We start from the raw sequence: 19,024 nt of genomic DNA, 5'->3' as shown, positions 1-19,024 counted from the left end.
ATAATACCGAAAGCCAACCAAACAGAACGATATTCTTGTGGCAAAAAAGAAAAAACTTACTCAAGGTCAGAGCCGACGCGTTCGCTCTAACCAAAATAAGCGCCTAGATCGCGCTAAAAATGAAGTCCAATGGGATGAAGCCCTGTTGGAAAATGCCCGTGAAGGGCTGGTCATTACTCGTTTTGGTCAACACGCTGATGTTGAAGATCCACAAACGGGTATTATTCACCGTTGTAACCTACGTCGTAGTATTCAGAGCCTTGTTTCTGGCGATCGCGTCGTATGGCGTCCCGGTGTTGAAGCATTGCAAGGTATTGCTGGTGTTGTAGAAGCGGTACATGAACGCAAATCAATGTTGACTCGCCCAGACTATTACGATGGTGTAAAAGCTGTAGCTGCTAACGTTGACCGTATTGTGATTGTGTCATCAATATTGCCAGAGCTATCGCTTAACATTATTGACCGCTACATTATTGCAGCTGAAACTATCGGCATTAAGCCATTAATTGTGGTCAATAAAGTTGACTTACTTACACCAGAACAACGGGTTGACGTTGAACGTAAATTAACGCAATACCAAAACATTGGTTATAGCGTACGTTTAGTCAGTACTGATACGGGTGAAGGGCTTGATGATCTTAAAGTTGATTTACAAGATCATGTCAGTATTTTTGCTGGCCAATCTGGTGTAGGTAAATCAAGTATGGTTAATGCTCTGATGCCGGAAGTTGAAGCGGATATTGGTGATGTTTCAACAAACTCAGGTTTAGGCCAACACACCACAACCGCAGCAAGGTTGTATCATTTCGCTGATGGCGGTGATTTAATTGACTCACCGGGAGTGCGCGAATTTGGTTTATGGCATTTAGAGCCTGAACAGATTACAGAGGCTTTTGTTGAATTTCGTCAATATTTAGGTGGCTGTAAATTCCGTGACTGTAAACACGGCAATGATCCCGGTTGTATCATTCGCGAAGCAGTTGAACGTGGTGATATTAGTCGCGATCGCTATAACAGTTATCATAAGATTATTGAAAGCATGTCGGAAAATGTGGCAAATCGCCAATTTTCACGCAATAAGCCAAACTGATAACCAAGATAAAGCCTAAACGAAATTTATTTTTTATTTAGGCTTATTTTTTATCTACTGCGATCCAAATTAACACTGACAAGCCTAACTTATCCATGACCTCGGTAATGCCAGAATAACTGACATTATTAAAATAGTTCGGTATTATTACGGGTTGACGTTATTCTTCCAAATAAGCAAAGAATAACTAATTTATTGATTAATTAATATTTACTGGAAGAATAATTGTGTTAGATAAGATTAAGATTGGCCTTCAATATAGTCTACCGAAACATGCTTTAACCCGTCTTGTGGGTAAATTGGCGGCTTTTGAAGGTGGAAAACTCACCACTACCATTATTCGTTGGTTCATCAAGCAATATAACGTCAATATGGCAGAAGCGCGTAATCCTGATCCGAGTGCCTATCCAACCTTTAACGCTTTTTTTGTGCGTGAACTTATGGAAGGGGCTCGTCCAATTAATAACGACCAGTATATCATTAGCCATCCTGCAGATGCTTGCGTGAGCCAATTAGGTCCGATTAAAGCCGGACGTTTATTCCAAGCTAAAGGTCATTATTTTGATGCTTGTGAACTACTTGGTGGTGATCGTACATTAGCAGATGAATTTATTGATGGTGAATTTGCAACACTCTACCTTTCACCAAGTGACTATCACCGTGTGCATATGCCATGTGATGGTGTATTACGCCAAATGATTTATATTCCCGGTGATCTCTTCTCTGTAAACCCACTGACCGCAACTAACGTGCCAAATTTATTTGCGCGTAATGAACGTGTGGTGTGTGTATTTGAAACTGAATTTGGTCCATTAGCTCAAGTGCTAGTTGGAGCAACGATAGTGGGCAGTATTGAAACAGTGTGGGCGGGAACGGTAACACCACCAACGGGCCCTGAAGTTCGCCGCTGGGATTACCCAACCACAGGTGAACAAGCGATCAGTTTAAAGAAAGGTCAAGAAATGGGTCGTTTCAAACTGGGCTCTACCGTGATCAATTTATTTCCTAAAGACAGCATCCGTTTTGTAGAAAACATGCAGCCTCGTCAAGTTACGCGCATGGGACAACCTTACGCTGAATATTTAGTTAAATAATATAAAGATATTGAGATACGGAGTGAACATTACTCCGTATTCTCATTAACACCCAATACTGAACATCATTATTCCGATAAGTGCCATTATCTCATTTATATTACACCTGCAATTTAGCTCTATTCCCCCATCGTATTTTCAATATCAAATCAAAAGATTACTATGTTAACGTTAGTCCATCGTCTCACCGTTCAAGTGCTACGATTAGGTCGAGATAATTCGCATACTCAAAGGTAATCATCATGAAAAAAAATACAGTATCAGCGTTAGTACTCGTATTAGCGACTTGCTTCTCTCTTTCTGCACACGCCAATGCCGCATGGGGATATGACGATCAACAAGGCACTGAACATTGGGTTGATAGTTACCCTGCTTGTGGTGGCGAAAACCAAAGTCCGATTGACATTCAATCACCAATTCAAGCCCAAACACAGCCATTACAAATTAGCTATGATGGCAAAATCACCAGCTTAACCAATAACGGTCACACGATAGAAGCCAATGTAAGTGGCGATAATACCTTGGTGATTAATGGTGATACGTACACGCTCAAACAGTTTCATTTTCATACTCCCTCTGAAAACTATATTGATGGCAAACAATATCCGTTAGAAGCGCATTTTGTTAACGTTGATGCCAACGGCCATATTGCGGTTATTTCAGTGATGTTTGAAAATGGACCTCGTGCAAATAATGAATTAACCACCTTATTAAAAGCCATACCAACCAAGGGTGAAACAATTGACTTTAACGGTGATCTGACCCCTAACGCACTACTGCCACGTGAACGTCAGTATTTTCGTTATAATGGATCGTTAACGACACCGCCATGTACAGAAGGTGTTCGTTGGTATGTTATGCAAAGTCATCTCACCAGTTCTGCCGCTCAAATAGAACAGCTTAATCAAATGATGGGAGACAATAATCGTCCATTACAACCCATCAATGCGCGGATTGTGATCGACTAACAAACAACTGTAAATGATAATCAGTTGCAATAACAATAAGGGAGCGGTATAGTTGTTTTACGGTTAAAACGCCTTGAAATCCAACTCGTCGTTTAGCTTAATCATTATTACGCCAAATCAGATCTTCGATATAAAATGCACGTTCCCTCAGTATGAAACGAGTGATTAATCATTACTAATATCAACTGGTGTATATTGGATATTTGATGACAAAAAAGCACGGTTATCATTACCGTGCTTTTTTACGTCTACATCTTTGGAATCAAGCTGTAAGGTAAGAATAATATTTACGCTATTTCAATCGGGAAAGCGGTGACTTGATCAATATGATCACGCTCTAATGCCAGCATAATCACGCGATCGATACCTAATGCAACCCCAGCACAATCAGGAAATCCAGCCCGTAATGCTTCAACAAGGTGCATGTCAATCGGCTGAGGTTGTAGCCCCATGCTAATTCGTTTTTGGTTATCATCTTCAAAGCGCTGTAACTGCTCATCACCATTAGCAAGTTCATGAAAGCCATTAGCTAATTCTATGCCTTTGAAATAAACCTCAAATCGCTCAGCCACACGTGGATCTTGCGGATTTATCTGCGCCAAAGCTGCTTGCGATGCGGGAAAGTCATACACAAAAACGGGTACTTTTTTACCGATTTTAGCTTCAACACCAACGCTAAATAATAACTGTAGTAAGGTATCGCGATCTTGCTCTGGTTCTGCAATATCTGCCAACCCAAGTCGAGCAGCAACGGCTTTTAACTCAGCCATAGAGCCATCAAGTGGACACACCGCTAACACGTCAATAAACGCTTGTTGATAGGTCATTTTTTCTGCAGCACCACAGCCTAATACTTGTTGTAACAACAAATCCATCTCAGCCATTAACTGATGATGATCAAACCCAGGTCGATACCACTCTAGCATTGTAAATTCAGGATTATGATAACGCCCAGATTCTTCATTACGAAATGACTTACAAATCTGATAAATAGCACCACTGCCCGCTGCCAGTAAGCGCTTCATGTGAAATTCAGGACTGGTCATCAAATACAATGTTTGGCCAGCAGCATAGCCAGGGCCGACAAATTGGGTTTTAAACGCATGTAGATGTACATCCGTTACCGTCGCCTGACTCATCGCAGGTGTATCCACTTCAATAACATCACGATCGGCAAAAAACTGACGAATAGTCGCGAGTAAAACCGCTCGCTGTTTTAATTGAGAGATCTCTGCGGTAGGTTGCCAAGGCTGAGACATAGCCGTTTCTTCTTATATAAAAGGAAATAATGGCCTGATTTTAACAAAGTCACGATCTTAACCAAGCATTGCCCTCGTTATATTTACTTATAACCACCAATAATTATGAATGTAAATGAATAGCATTAATGGAACATCACATTCTCATCATAAAAATCGACAGTGAAAAACATCACGAACCTTCTATAAAAATAACAAATAACGCACAATCACCATCGTAATTATCACATCAGATATCCATCCGGTGCAGCTTATGGCTTATAAAATCTTTTACAGCAAAGTATTACAACCAAAACATGAAACACATTATTAATGAGCCATAAACAATTAGCGCCAAATAAAACAAACCATTAACAATGAACAAACATGAAAATTTGTGACAATAATCACAAATTTTGTAATCAGATTACATTTTTTGATTATTTCGTTAAAAAGACGCGTCTACATCATATTTTCTCTTAATGAGGTTTCATAAAATACGCGCTGGATTTCAAGGATAGGTACGCATGACGTACCTTTTCATTTTTTTACCGTCTTACCTTCGGAGGATAGCTGTGAAGACTATTACCACAGATATCGCTGTAATTGGCGCGGGTGGTGCAGGCCTACGTTCTGCCATCGCTGCTGCAGAAGCAAACCCAGAACTAGAAATTGCACTTATTTCAAAAGTCTACCCAATGCGCTCGCACACAGTTGCAGCTGAAGGTGGCTCTGCTGCTGTTATCAAAGACGAAGATAGCTTTGATAATCACTTCAACGATACCGTTGGTGGTGGTGACTGGCTATGCGAACAAGATGTGGTTGAATATTTCGTAGAAAATTCAACCCGCGAAATGATCCAAATGGAACAATGGGGCTGCCCATGGAGCCGTAAAGAAAACGGTGAAGTGAACGTACGTCGTTTTGGTGGTATGAAAGTTGAGCGTACATGGTTCGCGGCAGATAAAACTGGCTTCCATATGCTACACACTCTATTCCAGACTTCTATCAAATACCCACAAATCAAACGTTACGATGAATATTTCGTGGTTGATCTTCTAATTGAGAATGGTGAAGTTCAAGGTCTAATTGCGATTCACATGGCGGAAGGTGAGCTGGTTTGTATTAAAGCAAAATCAGTGATTCTAGCTACTGGTGGTGCGGGTCGCGTTTACCACTGTAATACTAACGGCGGTATTGTAACAGGCGACGGTATGGCAATGGCGTTCCGCCACGGTGTACCACTACGTGATATGGAATTTGTTCAATACCACCCAACAGGTCTACCAGGCACTGGTATTTTGATGACTGAAGGTTGTCGTGGTGAAGGCGGTATTATCGTTAATAAAAACGGTTACCGTTACCTACAAGATTATGGCATGGGCCCTGAAACACCAGTAGGCGAGCCAAAAAACAAATACATGGAACTGGGTCCTCGTGACAAAGTTTCACAAGCATTCTGGCATGAACAACAAAAAGGCAACACTATTCAGCACCCACTAGGTGATGTAGTAATGCTTGATTTACGCCACCTTGGTGAAGAGTACTTACATGAGCGTCTACCGTTCATCTGTGAACTCGCTAAAGCATACGTAAACGTTGATCCAGCAAAAGAGCCAATTCCAATTCGCCCAACGGTACACTACACCATGGGTGGTATTGAAACTAACGGTACCTGTGAGACCCGTATTAAAGGTCTATTTGCTGTTGGTGAATGTGCTTCTGTTGGTCTTCACGGCGCTAACCGCCTAGGCTCAAACTCACTGGCTGAGTTTGTCGTATTTGGTCGAGTTGCGGGTGAACACGCGGTTAAACGCGCTGAAGAATTCAAAGGTTGGAACGATGCTTCAATCAATACCCAAATTGACGCAGTACAAGCACGTATTGATGCCCTAATGGCACAAGAAGGCGATGAAAACTGGGCTCAAATCCGCACTGAAATGGGTCACACCATGGAAGCGGGTTGTGGTATTTATCGTCAACAAGATTTGATGCAAGCAACTATTGATAAGCTAGCAGAACTTAAGCAGCGCTTTAAGCATATTAGCATTCAAGATAAAGGCCAAGTCTTTAACACTGACCTGCTATATGCCATTGAAGTGGGTTACGGTCTTGATGTTGCAGAAGCAATGGCACACTCAGCGATTCTACGTACAGAATCTCGTGGTGCGCACCAACGCTTAGATGACGGTTGTACTGAACGTGATGATGTAAATTTCCTAAAACATAGTTTGGCATTCTACAACAATGGCGATGCGCCAATTATTGATTACAGCGATGTGAAGATCACGAAATCACAGCCAAAAGCGCGTTTATATGGTGCGGAAGCTGAAGCTCACGAAGCACATGAAAAAGCGCAGCAAGCAGCACAGTCAGAAGCTCAAGAGGAAAAGGCATAATGTCAGACAATCGCATTCAAAAAGTTGAAATTCTGCGTTATGACCCAGCGACAGATGCAGAACCGTATTTACAAGCATTTGAAGTACCGTTCAATGAAACGATGTCAGTACTTGATGCGCTTGGTTACATCAAAGACCACCTTGATAAGCATCTAAGCTACCGTTGGTCTTGCCGTATGGCGATCTGTGGTTCATGTGGCATGATGGTTAATGGCGTGCCTAAGTTAGCTTGTAAGAGCTTCCTGCGTGATTATCCTAATGGCGTTAAAATCGAACCATTAGCTAACTTTGCCATTGAAAAAGATTTAATTGTCGATATGACTCCCTTTATTGAGCGTCTTGAAGCAATTAAGCCTTACATTATCGGCAACGATCGTACGCCTGAAGACGGCACTAACCTTCAGACACCAGAGCAAATGGCAAAGTACAAGCAATTTGCTGGCTGTATTAACTGTGGCCTTTGCTACGCAGCATGCCCACAATTCGGTTTAAACCCTGAATTTATCGGTCCTGCTGCATTAACACTTGCACACCGTTATAACCTTGATAGCCGCGACCATGGTCAACATGAGCGTATGGAATTGATCAACAGTGAAAATGGTGCATGGGGCTGTACATTCGTGGGTTACTGTTCTGAAGTATGTCCAAAGAGTGTTGATCCAGCAGCAGCTGTAAACCAAGGCAAAGTGGAATCATCAAAAGATTTCGTTATTGCAATGTTGAAGCCTCAGGAGGCATAAGGATGAGCAACCGTAAACCTTACGTTCGTGAAATGACGCGTACTTGGTGGAAAGACAGTTCTTTCTACCGTTTTTACATGCTGCGTGAAGCAACTGTATTACCGCTAATTTTCTTTACTATCTGCTTAACCTTTGGCTTAGGTTGTTTAGTAAAAGGTCCTGAAGCATGGCAAGGTTGGCTAAACTTTATGGCTAACCCAATTGTGATCATTCTAAATATTATTGCGTTAGCGGGAAGTTTATTCCACGCACAAACGTTCTTTAGCATGATGCCGCAAGTGGTGCCAATTCGCATCAAAGGCAAGAAACTCGATAAGAAAATTATCGTTCTTGCACAGTGGGCAGTTGTTGCTGTCATCACTGCCATTGTTTTAGCGCTAGTTTAAGGAGCCGCTCGTGATTAATTTACATCCAAAACGTTCCGATGAGCCAGTATGGTGGAGTTTATTTGGTGCCGGTGGTACTTGGTTTGCAATGATCACGCCAGTCACTATTTTAGTGCTTGGCATCATGGTTCCACTGGGTATTATTAGCCCAGAAGCCGTTAGCTACGATCGCGCTGCAGATTTCGCAACCAGCTTTATTGGCGCATTATTTGTGATTGCAACCCTATCACTACCAATGTGGCATGGTATGCACCGTCTACACCATGGTATGCATGACCTTAAGTTTCATACCGGTGTTGTAGGTAAAATCGCTTGTTACGCTGCTGCGTTCTTAGTGACTGCACTATCAATCATCTTTGTGTTCATGATTAAATAATCACTGATACACAATCTAAAAAAGCACCGCTTGCGGTGCTTTTTTTATGACTGTTATTTAAAGATTTAAAACATCATAACCCTGAATTTCAACCAACAAAAAAGGCCGCCAAAGCTAATGCCGATCAGTTAAGATCTAAATATTTAGGTTGAACGATCCTCGCAGTGTGTAAGAATCCGAGAATATTTATATTCTCGGATTTTTTTATGGACGTCTCACAAGCCTTAAATATCATTAATGATTGGAAACCAAATCAAGTTGAAACACTGGCTGATTTATTACCTTTAGAGTTAATTAATGAAGCTTATACATTGACTGATACCGTGACGATGAGAAAGCGAAAGCTTACTCTAGAGTCGATGGTTTGGCTGCTTGTGGGTATGGCTATCTATAACGATAAGCCCATGAAAGACTTGGTTAATCAACTGGATATAGTAGATAGAACAGGTAAAGCTTTTGTTGCTCCTAGTGCGTTAACACAACGTCGAAAAACATTAGGAGAACCAGCAATGAAAGCTGTTTTTGAACGAATGACCGCATCTTGGATTGAGAGTGCACAACTACCTCAATGGAATGGTTTAACTCTTTTAGCTGTTGATGGCGTTGTTTGGAGGGCACCTGATAGTCCTCAAAATAATAAAGCTTTTTCGCGTCAAAAAGACACTCAATACCCTCAAGTAAGAATGGTTTGCCAAATGGAACTCAGTAGCCATTTAATTACTGGAAGTGCTTTCGATGATTATAAAGTCAGTGAAATGATCATCGCTGAAAAATTGATAGAAACTACACCAGATTATAGTGTCACTATGTTTGATAAGGGGTTCTATTCATTGGGTCTTTTAAATGAGTGGCATCAAACAGGAACTGAACGCCATTGGTTAATTCCACTCAAAAAGAATACGCAATATGAAGTCATTCAGTCGTTAGGACGAAATGATAAATTAGTCATTCTTCGTAGTAATCCTCGATCTCGTAAACTCTGGCCAGCGTTGCCTGAAACAGTAAAAGCTCGTCTTGTAAGATGTAAAATAAAAGGTAAAACGTATGAGGTATTAACTTCAATGGTTGATGCTATGCGTTATCCAGCCCTTGATATTAAAGAACTTTATGGTCATCGATGGGAAATAGAGTTGGGGTATCGAGAGCAAAAGCAATACATGCTTGGTAATCGATTAACGTTACGTAGTCGATTACCTGAACTCGTAAAACAAGAGTTATGGGGGATATTATTAACCTATAATTTGATCCGTTATCAAATGGTGGAACTTTGCTTTAGTTTGAAAGGTAATTATTTGCCTTATCAACTTAGTTTTAATGGCAGTCTTGCGCGTATGACGTCTTTACTTGTTGGACTTCCTTATTCAACACCAGGAGCAATCCCTCGACAATTAAAGAGCTTTCAGCAACTCGCTGAAAGCTTGATATTAGAGGGTCGAAGGGAAAGAACATTCCCTAGAACAGTAAAGCCGAGACCTCAGCGGTACGCTAAAAAGAAAAAAGCCGTTCACCTTAAGTGAACGGCATTACCGCCAAAGCGACCTTTTTTAAAGCTCAATATGAATTTACTTCACACGGCTTACGTATTCACCTGAACGAGTATCAACTTTGATAACTTCGCCAATTGCGATGAATAAAGGAACACGTACTACAGCGCCTGTAGTTAGTGTCGCTGGCTTACCACCAGTACCTTGAGTATCGCCTTTAAGACCAGGATCAGTCTCTATTACTTCAAGCTCAACAAAGTTTTGAGGAGTAACAACGATAGGGTTACCGTTCCAAAGCGTTAGCGTACACGCATCGTTTTCTACTAACCATTTCGCATTATCACCAACAGCTTTAACGTCTGCTGCGATTTGCTCAAATGTTTCATTGTTCATGAAATGGTAGAATTCACCGTCGTTGTATAGGTAATCAAGTTCAGTATCGATTACGTCCGCAGCTTCAACTGATTCGCCTGATTTAAACGTTTTTTCAAGAACTTTACCTGAAATAAGTTTACGGATTCGTACTCGGTTGAACGCTTGACCTTTACCAGGTTTAACAAATTCGTTTTCGATAATGACACAAGGTTCATTATCAAGCATAATTTTCATTCCGCTGCGGAATTCATTGGTGCTGAAAGACGCCATTCTAATCCTCTTAACATCTTCGAGTTGTATTTAATGTCGCATATCATACCCCGAAACGTGCCATCTGTTGAGCAAAACTGGCTGAATGATCTAGCTAATGCGATATCTGATCCCTTAAAGCTACTCAATTGGCTTAAAATTGATCCAACACCTTGGCAAAAAGGCCTTGCTGCTAAAAATTTATTCGCGCTTCGTGTTCCTATAAGTTTTGTCGAAAGAATGGAAGTTGGCAACCCATACGATCCATTGTTGCGCCAAGTACTGCCGCTAGAGCAAGAATTTGAGGTTCATCCAGGCTACTCAACCGATCCTCTTGATGAACAAGATAACCCCATTCCTGGGCTATTACACAAGTATCACAATCGTGTGTTGATGATCGTTAAAGGCGGTTGTGCAGTAAATTGTCGTTATTGTTTTCGACGCCACTTTCCTTATCAAGATAACAAAGGCAATAAAACCGTCTGGCAGCAAAGTATTGATTACATCGCAACCCAACCACACATTAACGAAGTGATCTTATCTGGTGGTGATCCACTAATGGCAAAAGATCACGAATTAACATGGTTGCTCGAACATATTGCCGCTATTCCACATATTAAACGGTTGCGTATTCACAGCCGCTTACCCGTTGTAATCCCACATCGCATCACACCAGCACTGTGTGAGTTATTTGCTAGCAGTCGTTTACAAATTATCATGGTGACCCATATTAACCATGCCAATGAAATCAATAATCAGCTAACCTCGGCGATGACACAGCTCAAGCAGGCTAAGGTTACCCTGCTAAACCAAAGTGTGCTCCTTAAAGGGGTTAATGACTCCGTCACAGCGCTAACAGACCTCAGCGAAGCCTTATTTGATGCTGGAATATTACCGTACTACTTACACGTACTGGATCACGTACAAGGCGCTGCACACTTCTTTGTCAGTGATCAACAGGCACGTATCTTAATGGCCGGATTAATCAATAATGTTTCGGGCTATTTAGTTCCAACATTAACCCGTGAAATCGGCGGTAGAAGCAGCAAAACCCCACTCGATCTTCACCTTGAATAACCGCTATTGATTGATATTCTTGTCCTTCGCCACCTAATTTCTCTGATTATTGCATCGAATTAATGCTGACTTGTTATTACGAGTCAGCAAAATCCCCACCTCAATATTAGCGAAAAACTCACAACGTACAGCTTTCCCAGCTAAAAACACCAAAAACATACCCTTATCTTTTTTCCTATAATGGGCCATACAATAAAGCGGCGTAACCCATTGTTTTATAATAAACGTACAGCTTGTACAGCTTTACTAGCTATATACCTCAAGAACTATTAGCCCATGATGTTACTTTTAATTTTCTACTAATTTTATTACATCTCACCATTAAAAAAAATCATCGTGGCAGATCTCGATTTTTTACTGATTTACGTGCATAGTCGCGCCTCATACAGCAGCCCTTTATCGTATTAGGCGTTCGCCAAACGTCGTCGCTGCTGCCAACTCGCTCCCTAACATGAGTATCGCAATGAAAATTGGCATTTTGTCACAGGACGCAAACTTATATTCAACCCGCCGTTTGCGTGAGGCTTGTCAACAACGAGGTCATGAAGCGGTTATTATCAATGCCCTTCGCTGTTATATGAATATCAACTCAGTTCAACCATCAATTCATTTTGAAGGTACTGATCTTATTGGCTTTGATGCCATCATTCCCCGTATTGGCTCAGACATTACCTTTTATGGTTGTGCTGTATTACGTCAATTTGAAATGATGGATGTGTTTTCTGTAAATCAATCTATTGCGATTTCACGCTCTCGTGACAAACTACGTTCATTACAATTATTGAGTCGCCAAGGTGTTGGCATGCCAATTACAGGTTTTGCAAGTAAACCTGATGATGTATTGGACTTGATTAAAATGGTTGGCGGTGCGCCATTAGTTATCAAACTATTAGAAGGCACTCAAGGCATTGGGGTCGTACTTGCGGAAACTCAAAAAGCAGCGGAAAGTGTTATTGAAGCATTTATGGGCTTAAAAGCTCACATCATGGTTCAAGAATATATAGAAGAAGCTGGCGGTGCAGATATTCGTTGTTTTGTGATTGGCGATAAAGTTATCGCTTCAATGAAACGTCAAGCAGCAGAAGGTGAGTTCCGTTCAAACTTACACCGTGGTGGTAGCGCATCATTAGTTCGCATTACACCCGAAGAACGTAAAACGGCTATTGCTGCAGCAAAAGCTATGGGGCTCAGTGTCGCTGGCGTTGATTTATTACGCTCTAAACGCGGACCACTGATCATGGAGGTAAATTCCTCTCCTGGTCTAGAAGGTATTGAAGCGGCAACAGGCAAAGATATTGCAGGTATGATCATTGATTATATTGAAAAAAATGCAGGCAAGAGCCGTCGTCATCTACAAAATCAATAAATTACAGTCATTATGAATTTAATAAGCAGCTCTCACATGGCTGCTTTTTTTATCATTTAGCTAATAACGATCATGTTTTTAAAAACAAAACAGCTAAAAGGTGTACATTTCCAACGCTTTATTGTAAAAGAAAATGACCTACATAAGTCATTGATATTAATTAAAAAATAACCGTACAGCTTTTTTTGCTTTTTACTCGACGAACTAAATCTTTAGGTTTGCGATGTTGCTACTACTCAGTATTGCTATATTATTCAAAAAATCCGCTTCAATACCGCCCTCAAAAAGACTGTTATCGATAATAAATGTGATCTTTAAAACACTTAGTAATCAAGGTGTTGATTAGTACTACCTCGTACAATCGAATTACGTTAACGTATAAGCCATATAGTGTTCATAAAACAAAGAAAGGATAAGTAATGATTGATTTTAATTATGCCGTTGAAATGGTAGAAGATGAACAGGCATATAGTATGGGGCAGGTAAATACTAATGACGTTCCAGCTGAAGCACTTACCACTTACACCCAGCTACTTTCACAATTACTGCAACAGCCAGAACAAGGTAAGCGTTATGCCGGCTTTGGCTTTGAAGGCGCAGAAAAATTAGCATTTAGTGCCTTACAAATTACAGAGCACGATCAAATTGGTGTAGGAATGGTCTATAACCCAGATGATAATGGTGACAATTTTGTTTTAATTGGCCGTGTCTTCTTTAGCATCAAAGAAAGCAAGGTTTCATTCAACATGGAACCAAATGCTGATGATGTGCTAGTACAAGGTGATGTTGATTTACGAGGTTACATTCAATCATTTGTGATTTGCTTTATGGCGGCATGGGTTGCTTTAAATCAAGAACATCTACCTAACGAGTAAAAGCTATCTTTTCTCGCATACATATTTAGATTGCCTCTGTTTATTACAGGGGCTTTTTTATGCCGACAAGATTGACTGTCACCGTTGAGCGAATTTCAACTAGTACGTACAGCGATACGTGATGATATCAGCTTTTTTGTGTGCTAATTTAAACACTCCAACCTAATAACTCAACAGGCAGTTAAATATTTGATTATAAACAACAAAAAACACGTACAGCTTTTTAGGCTTTTTGCCATGTTAACTATCCTTAAGCATGTTGTATTAACTTAGTCGCTATTACCTCTCTGTGAATAATTACATTTACCCCCATTTTTAACCAGTACTATGAAATTTTAATATAATTTTGTACCGTTCATCTAAATACCTCACTAGCAACTAAAAGCAACACAACTAACATATTATTATTTAAATGCAAAATGGAATTAATTAATCAAAAATATATATTTAGTTAAAAAATATAATAAATTATCAAATAACACATAAAACAATTTAAATAACGATAAACAGTAAAAAGATTAAATTAACATACAAAGCTGAACTTCATTTTATTTTATTTTTTATCCATATACTTAGTCCAATCATCATCCGTTTTAATTTATTAAGCACTTGGCTCTATCTCTATAATAAAGAAATATAATTACGCCTAACCATTAAAACACGATCACCTTTTAATCAAAAAAACAGCTAATAGGTGCACTAATTATTAAAATATTACATTATTACTTAATAACACTATAAGTAATTGTTTTTAATTGATTTTATTTTTGTGCAGCTTTTCGAGGAATATTCCCAATGAACTGTGCACATAAGATAGGTAACAATAAATGAAAGAAGACAAAATAATGGCAATAAAAAAGTCGAGCTATGCTCGACTTTTTTATGACGCGAATTTTTATAACAAAGAGACCGTTATCTCTACTGTTATAAATGGATTACATCATACCGCCCATGCCACCCATACCGCCCATGCCACCCATATCAGGCATAGAAGGAGCATCAGAGGCTTTATCAGTGATCATTGCTTCAGTCGTGATCATAAGACCCGCTACAGACGCTGCAAACTGAAGTGCCGAACGGGTTACTTTTGTAGGATCAAGAATACCCATATCAATCATATCGCCGTATTCGCCCGTTGCAGCGTTGTAACCATAGTTACCTTCACCAGCACGAACGTTATTAGCAACAACAGACTCTTCATCACCCGCATTCTTCACGATTTGACGAAGTGGTGCTTCCATTGCACGAAGTGCTACGCGGATACCCACATTCTGCTCTTCGTTATCACCAACAAGGTTAACAACTTTAGATGCAGCGCGAATAAGTGCTACACCACCACCGGCAACCACACCTTCTTCAACCGCAGCACGTGTTGCATGTAATGCATCTTCTACGCGGTCTTTTTTCTCTTTCATTTCAACTTCAGTTGCAGCGCCAACTTTAATAACCGCAACGCCGCCAGCAAGTTTAGCGACACGCTCTTGAAGTTTTTCTTTGTCGTAGTCAGAAGTCGCATCTTCAATTTGTTGACGGATCTGAGTCACACGACCTTGAATCATGGTTTCTTCACCAGCACCATCAATGATAGTGGTGGTTTCTTTAGTAATAGTAATACGCTTAGCTTGACCAAGATCTTCTAGTTGAACTTTCTCAAGCTCTAGACCAATCTCTTCAGAGATAACAGTACCCGATGTTAGGACTGCAATATCTTGTAGCATTGCTTTACGACGATCACCAAAGCCAGGCGCTTTAACAGCAGCAACTTTAACGATACCGCGCATGTTGTTTACAACCAATGTTGCTAGCGCTTCGCCTTCAACGTCTTCTGCAACGATAAGTAGTGGACGAGAAGCTTTAGCTACGCCCTCTAGTGCAGGAAGAAGTTCACGAATATTTGAAACTTTCTTATCAACCAATAGGATAAATGGGCTTTCTAAATCTACAGAGCCCGCTTCTTGGTTGTTAATGAAATACGGTGATAGGTAACCACGGTCAAATTGCATACCTTCAACAACATCTAGTTCGTCTTGAAGTGCTTGACCTTCTTCAACCGTAATAACACCGTCACGGCCTACTTTTTCCATTGCTTCTGCAATAAGGTTACCAACAGTTGTGTCAGAGTTTGCAGAGATAGTACCTACTTGCGCGATTGCTTTAGTATCAGCACAAGGAACAGATAATGCTTTTAGTTCTTCAACCGCAGCAATAACCGCTTTGTCGATACCACGCTTAAGATCCATTGGGTTCATACCCGCAGCAACAGCTTTTAGACCTTCAGCAATAATTGCTTGAGCAAGTACTGTTGCTGTTGTTGTACCGTCACCCGCCGCGTCATTCGCTTGCGAAGCCACTTCTTTAACCATTTGTGCGCCCATGTTTTGGAACTTGTCTTCCAATTCAATTTCACGCGCTACAGATACACCATCTTTAGTGATAGTGGGTGCACCAAATGATTTATCAAGCACAACATTGCGACCTTTAGGCCCTAATGTTACTTTTACCGCATCAGCCAGAATGTTGACACCTTCTAGCATTTTAATTCGTGCGTCGTTACCAAACTTAACGTCTTTAGCAGCCATCTTGGGATTTCCTTTCTTAATTCTTAATTTAATGTGATCGGATTATTCAACGATTGCCATAATGTCATTTTCAGACATGATAAGAACTTCTTTACCGTCAATTTTTTCAGTCTTAGTGCCGTAGCCTTCTGCAAAAATAACCACGTCACCCACTTGTACATCTAGTGGTTGTACAGTGCCATTTTCTAGAATGCGACCTTTACCTACAGCAAGGATTTTACCGCGAGTAGATTTTTCAGCCGCAGAACCAGTTAACACGATGCCACCGGCAGACTTAGATTCAACTTCTTGGCGTTCAACGATAACTCGGTCGTGTAAAGGACGAATGTTCATTGGTCGTCTCTCCTGATAATTAAGGTAATGTCCATGATTTGAAGCCAACAAGCACTCACTTGTATGACTTTCTATATGGTTAAGATGTTGGGTCTAATTTCTAAATCCCAAGGTTAAGAGCGTTTTTTTTTGTTATTTATTTGAGAAATTTTGCCCGATCACACACTTTGCATTAGGGTATGCAGGCATCCTTATTTTGAGACCATTATGGCAACATTACCCAAGTCAGATAAACATGGATTATTATCGGCTCCCATTCATGACGCATTACGACGTTTAACCGTGCCAATGGTGTTTGGCATGATCGCGATTTTAATGTTTAATTTAGTCGATACTTTCTTTATTTCGCGCTTGGGCACTAACGCACTCGCCGCCGTCAGTTTTACTTTCCCAGTCACCTTTGGCTTAAACTGCATTACCATGGGAATGAACGTTGGCATATCAACCAGTATTGGACGCATGCTTGGTCAAGGTGATAATCACAGTGCCGCACGTATAGCCACTCACGGATTGTTACTGAGTCTATTGTTGATGATCATAGGATCGATTATCGGCTTGCTCACCATTAAACCGTTATTTACCTTAATGGGGGCGTCAGCTGAGTTATTGCCCATTATCGAACAATATATGACAGTGTGGTACATCGCGATTCCATTACTGGTGATCCCGATGGCTGGCAATAGTGCTATTCGTGCCACTGGCGATGCCAAAAGTCCCGCCAAGATCATGGTGATCGCGGGGGTCATGAACGGCTTATTAGATCCATTATTGATCTTTGGTTATGGTCCAGTTCCTGCTTTAGGTGTAAAAGGTGCTGCTATTGCCAGTGGCATCAGTTGGGTATTTGCGCTTATTGTTTCACTACATCTGCTTTATAACCGCGAAAAATTACTGATTGTTCCGCAATGGCATGCATTAAAAAGCGATTGGCAGCAAATATTACACATTGGTGTACCTGCTGGTTTATCGACAGCCCTAAATCCACTTTCTGGCGCCTTATTAATGGCGATGCTAGCAAGCCAAAGTACCGCTTCGGTGGCCGCTTATGGCGCAGCAATGCGAGTTGAATCATTATTAGTGATAGTCATGATGGCACTTAGCTCTGCATTAATGCCTTTTATGGCACAAAACTTAGGTGCACAAAAGCCACAGCGCGCATTTAGTGCATTATTTGCCGCGATGCATTTTGCTATTGGATTCCAACTCCTGATATTTATTGCAATGGTGCCACTGAGCATGCCACTGGCTGCACTTTTTTCAAAAGATGCCATGGTTCAAAATCAGCTATGGCATTACTTATTAGTGGTGCCAGCAAGTTATGGATTACAGGCAATTTGTATGTTGCTAATTAGCGCCCTCAATGCGCTACACAAAACTATTAATGCTCTATGCTGGAATCTATTACGACTCTTTGTGTTATTAGTGCCTCTCGCATGGTTTGGCAGTCATCTTTATGGTACCAAAGGGCTCTTTATTGGTATCGCCATCGCCAATATGATCAGCGGCATTGGTGCTTATTTATATGCTCGAAAACTACGAAAAAAACAGCTATCACTCGCTTAATTAATATGAATAGCATGAATAAAAAAAGCAGCCATGGCTGCTTTTTTATTAATACTATATTTGTTTATTTAATGTTGCGGCTACGGTAAACGATGCTGGGAATTGTTATTATCATGATTATCTGTGCGCTCATATTCACCATCAAATACATCACCATTAGCAGCATCATTTGAATGACGATGATGTGAAAAACCGCCACCAAAATGAGTAAAGTTACTTTTTAACGTGACTTTTTGCATTAATAATTGTGCTACTTTAGCCCGTGACGGCGGCAATAATAAAACTAAACCTAACGCATCAGTCATAAATCCAGGTGTTAATAATAAAACACCCGCAACCGCAAGCAACATCCCTTCGACAATTTCTTGGGTTGGCATTTCGCCTTGTTGCAACTTGTTTTGAACCGATGTTAACGTCGCAATACCTTGGCTTCTCACTAACGAAGCGCCAATCACTGCGGTAAAAAAAACAATGGCTATTGTTGGCCATAATCCCAATAAGCCACCCACTTGAATGAATAAGCCAATTTCAACCATTGGCACCACAATAAACAGTAACATTAGTAGTGGAAACACACCCCGCCCCTTATCTTTAAATGATTTTATGCTGATGCTCTACCATAGACATTACCTGATTATCTGTTTAATTACTCATGACAAATTTCATTCTTCACTTCAAATATGTTAACAAATACAACAAAAACACAATTTGAGTTGGTTCCAAAAAATACAAAGCCACACCTACAATTTGTTCACATCTTGTCATTTTTATTCATTTTACGTATAAAATGACGTGCTACTGTTAACAGAAAGTGTGAAAGAGATCGCGTTTC

At 40.5% G+C, this 19,024-nt stretch carries 17 protein-coding genes; 12 read left to right on the top strand and 5 right to left on the bottom strand.

Translation table 11 applies throughout. From position 1 onward, the window contains the following. The first annotated feature begins 37 nt into the window (after positions 1-37). From rsgA to Q0V26_RS02245, 3 genes are all read left to right on the top strand, one after another. A complete protein-coding gene (rsgA, locus tag Q0V26_RS02255; RefSeq protein WP_080158674.1) occupies positions 38-1,090 on the top strand; it encodes a small ribosomal subunit biogenesis GTPase RsgA in 1,053 nt (350 codons plus the stop codon). 227 nt (positions 1,091-1,317) lie between these two features. Beyond that, positions 1,318-2,184, top strand: a complete 867-nt coding sequence (asd, locus tag Q0V26_RS02250) for an archaetidylserine decarboxylase (RefSeq protein ID WP_297476344.1) — start codon at positions 1,318-1,320, stop codon at positions 2,182-2,184. A gap of 242 nt (positions 2,185-2,426) precedes the next feature. Continuing rightward, a complete protein-coding gene (locus Q0V26_RS02245; RefSeq protein WP_297476341.1) occupies positions 2,427-3,152 on the top strand; it encodes a carbonic anhydrase family protein in 726 nt (241 codons plus the stop codon). 287 nt (positions 3,153-3,439) lie between these two features. On the opposite strand, the gene epmA is transcribed toward Q0V26_RS02245, so the two are convergent. Further along, positions 3,440-4,411 (bottom strand): elongation factor P--(R)-beta-lysine ligase, encoded by a 972-nt coding sequence (gene epmA / locus Q0V26_RS02240; protein ID WP_297476338.1) that lies wholly within the window; start codon positions 4,409-4,411, stop codon positions 3,440-3,442. 554 nt (positions 4,412-4,965) lie between these two features. Between epmA and frdA the strand changes: the two genes are divergently transcribed. The 5 genes from frdA to Q0V26_RS02215 all read left to right on the top strand — a co-directional run bounded on the left by frdA (position 4,966) and on the right by Q0V26_RS02215 (position 9,808). Beyond that, on the top strand, positions 4,966-6,789 hold the full coding sequence (gene frdA, locus Q0V26_RS02235) for a fumarate reductase (quinol) flavoprotein subunit (RefSeq protein WP_297476335.1): 1,824 nt from the start codon (positions 4,966-4,968) through the stop codon (positions 6,787-6,789). Further along, entirely contained in the window at positions 6,789-7,529 is a 741-nt protein-coding gene (locus tag Q0V26_RS02230; RefSeq protein ID WP_080158679.1) for a succinate dehydrogenase/fumarate reductase iron-sulfur subunit, read from the top strand. The genes frdA and Q0V26_RS02230 overlap by 1 nt, the downstream gene beginning before the upstream one ends. A gap of 2 nt (positions 7,530-7,531) precedes the next feature. Continuing rightward, entirely contained in the window at positions 7,532-7,915 is a 384-nt protein-coding gene (gene frdC / locus Q0V26_RS02225; RefSeq protein ID WP_080158680.1) for a fumarate reductase subunit FrdC, read from the top strand. A gap of 10 nt (positions 7,916-7,925) precedes the next feature. Further along, positions 7,926-8,291: a fumarate reductase subunit FrdD gene (gene frdD, locus Q0V26_RS02220; RefSeq protein ID WP_080158681.1), complete on the top strand. Its 366-nt coding sequence runs from the start codon at positions 7,926-7,928 to the stop codon at positions 8,289-8,291. Positions 8,292-8,497: 206 nt separating this feature from the next. Further along, on the top strand, positions 8,498-9,808 hold the full coding sequence (locus Q0V26_RS02215; protein WP_297476330.1) for an IS4 family transposase: 1,311 nt from the start codon (positions 8,498-8,500) through the stop codon (positions 9,806-9,808). 45 nt (positions 9,809-9,853) lie between these two features. Here Q0V26_RS02215 and efp read toward each other — a convergent pair whose 3' ends face one another. Continuing rightward, positions 9,854-10,420 carry an elongation factor P gene (efp, locus tag Q0V26_RS02210; protein ID WP_297476327.1) on the bottom strand — a complete coding sequence of 189 codons (567 nt, stop codon included), beginning with the start codon at positions 10,418-10,420 and terminating at the stop codon, positions 9,854-9,856. 33 nt (positions 10,421-10,453) lie between these two features. Here efp and epmB point away from each other — a divergent pair, with 33 nt between their 5' ends. The 3 genes from epmB to Q0V26_RS02195 all read left to right on the top strand — a co-directional run bounded on the left by epmB (position 10,454) and on the right by Q0V26_RS02195 (position 13,717). After that, positions 10,454-11,476, top strand: coding sequence for an EF-P beta-lysylation protein EpmB (gene epmB, locus Q0V26_RS02205; protein ID WP_080158682.1), 1,023 nt, complete (start codon positions 10,454-10,456; stop codon positions 11,474-11,476). A gap of 463 nt (positions 11,477-11,939) precedes the next feature. Continuing rightward, complete coding sequence (gene rimK, locus Q0V26_RS02200) at positions 11,940-12,842, top strand: 30S ribosomal protein S6--L-glutamate ligase (protein ID WP_107277092.1); 903 nt, start codon at positions 11,940-11,942, stop codon at positions 12,840-12,842. A 419-nt stretch (positions 12,843-13,261) separates the two neighbouring features. Continuing rightward, positions 13,262-13,717 (top strand): molecular chaperone GroEL, encoded by a 456-nt coding sequence (locus Q0V26_RS02195; protein WP_297476321.1) that lies wholly within the window; start codon positions 13,262-13,264, stop codon positions 13,715-13,717. Positions 13,718-14,652: 935 nt separating this feature from the next. On the opposite strand, the gene groL is transcribed toward Q0V26_RS02195, so the two are convergent. Both groL and Q0V26_RS02185 read right to left on the bottom strand, forming a co-directional pair. Further along, positions 14,653-16,296 (bottom strand): chaperonin GroEL, encoded by a 1,644-nt coding sequence (gene groL / locus Q0V26_RS02190; protein WP_297476318.1) that lies wholly within the window; start codon positions 16,294-16,296, stop codon positions 14,653-14,655. A gap of 42 nt (positions 16,297-16,338) precedes the next feature. Further along, complete coding sequence (locus Q0V26_RS02185) at positions 16,339-16,629, bottom strand: co-chaperone GroES (protein WP_036788874.1); 291 nt, start codon at positions 16,627-16,629, stop codon at positions 16,339-16,341. Between the two features lie 207 nt (positions 16,630-16,836). Between Q0V26_RS02185 and Q0V26_RS02180 the strand changes: the two genes are divergently transcribed. Then, the gene (locus Q0V26_RS02180) at positions 16,837-18,192 is read left to right on the top strand and encodes an MATE family efflux transporter (RefSeq protein WP_297476311.1); all 1,356 of its coding nucleotides are present in this window, start codon (positions 16,837-16,839) and stop codon (positions 18,190-18,192) included. 80 nt (positions 18,193-18,272) lie between these two features. On the opposite strand, the gene Q0V26_RS02175 is transcribed toward Q0V26_RS02180, so the two are convergent. Continuing rightward, positions 18,273-18,767 (bottom strand): FxsA family protein, encoded by a 495-nt coding sequence (locus Q0V26_RS02175; protein ID WP_080158687.1) that lies wholly within the window; start codon positions 18,765-18,767, stop codon positions 18,273-18,275. Between the last annotated feature and the right edge of the window lie 257 nt (positions 18,768-19,024).

The organism is uncultured Photobacterium sp., from assembly GCF_947039875.1.
Taxonomy (GTDB): domain Bacteria; phylum Pseudomonadota; class Gammaproteobacteria; order Enterobacterales; family Vibrionaceae; genus Photobacterium.
This window is presented reverse-complemented; position numbering and strand designations above follow the sequence as displayed.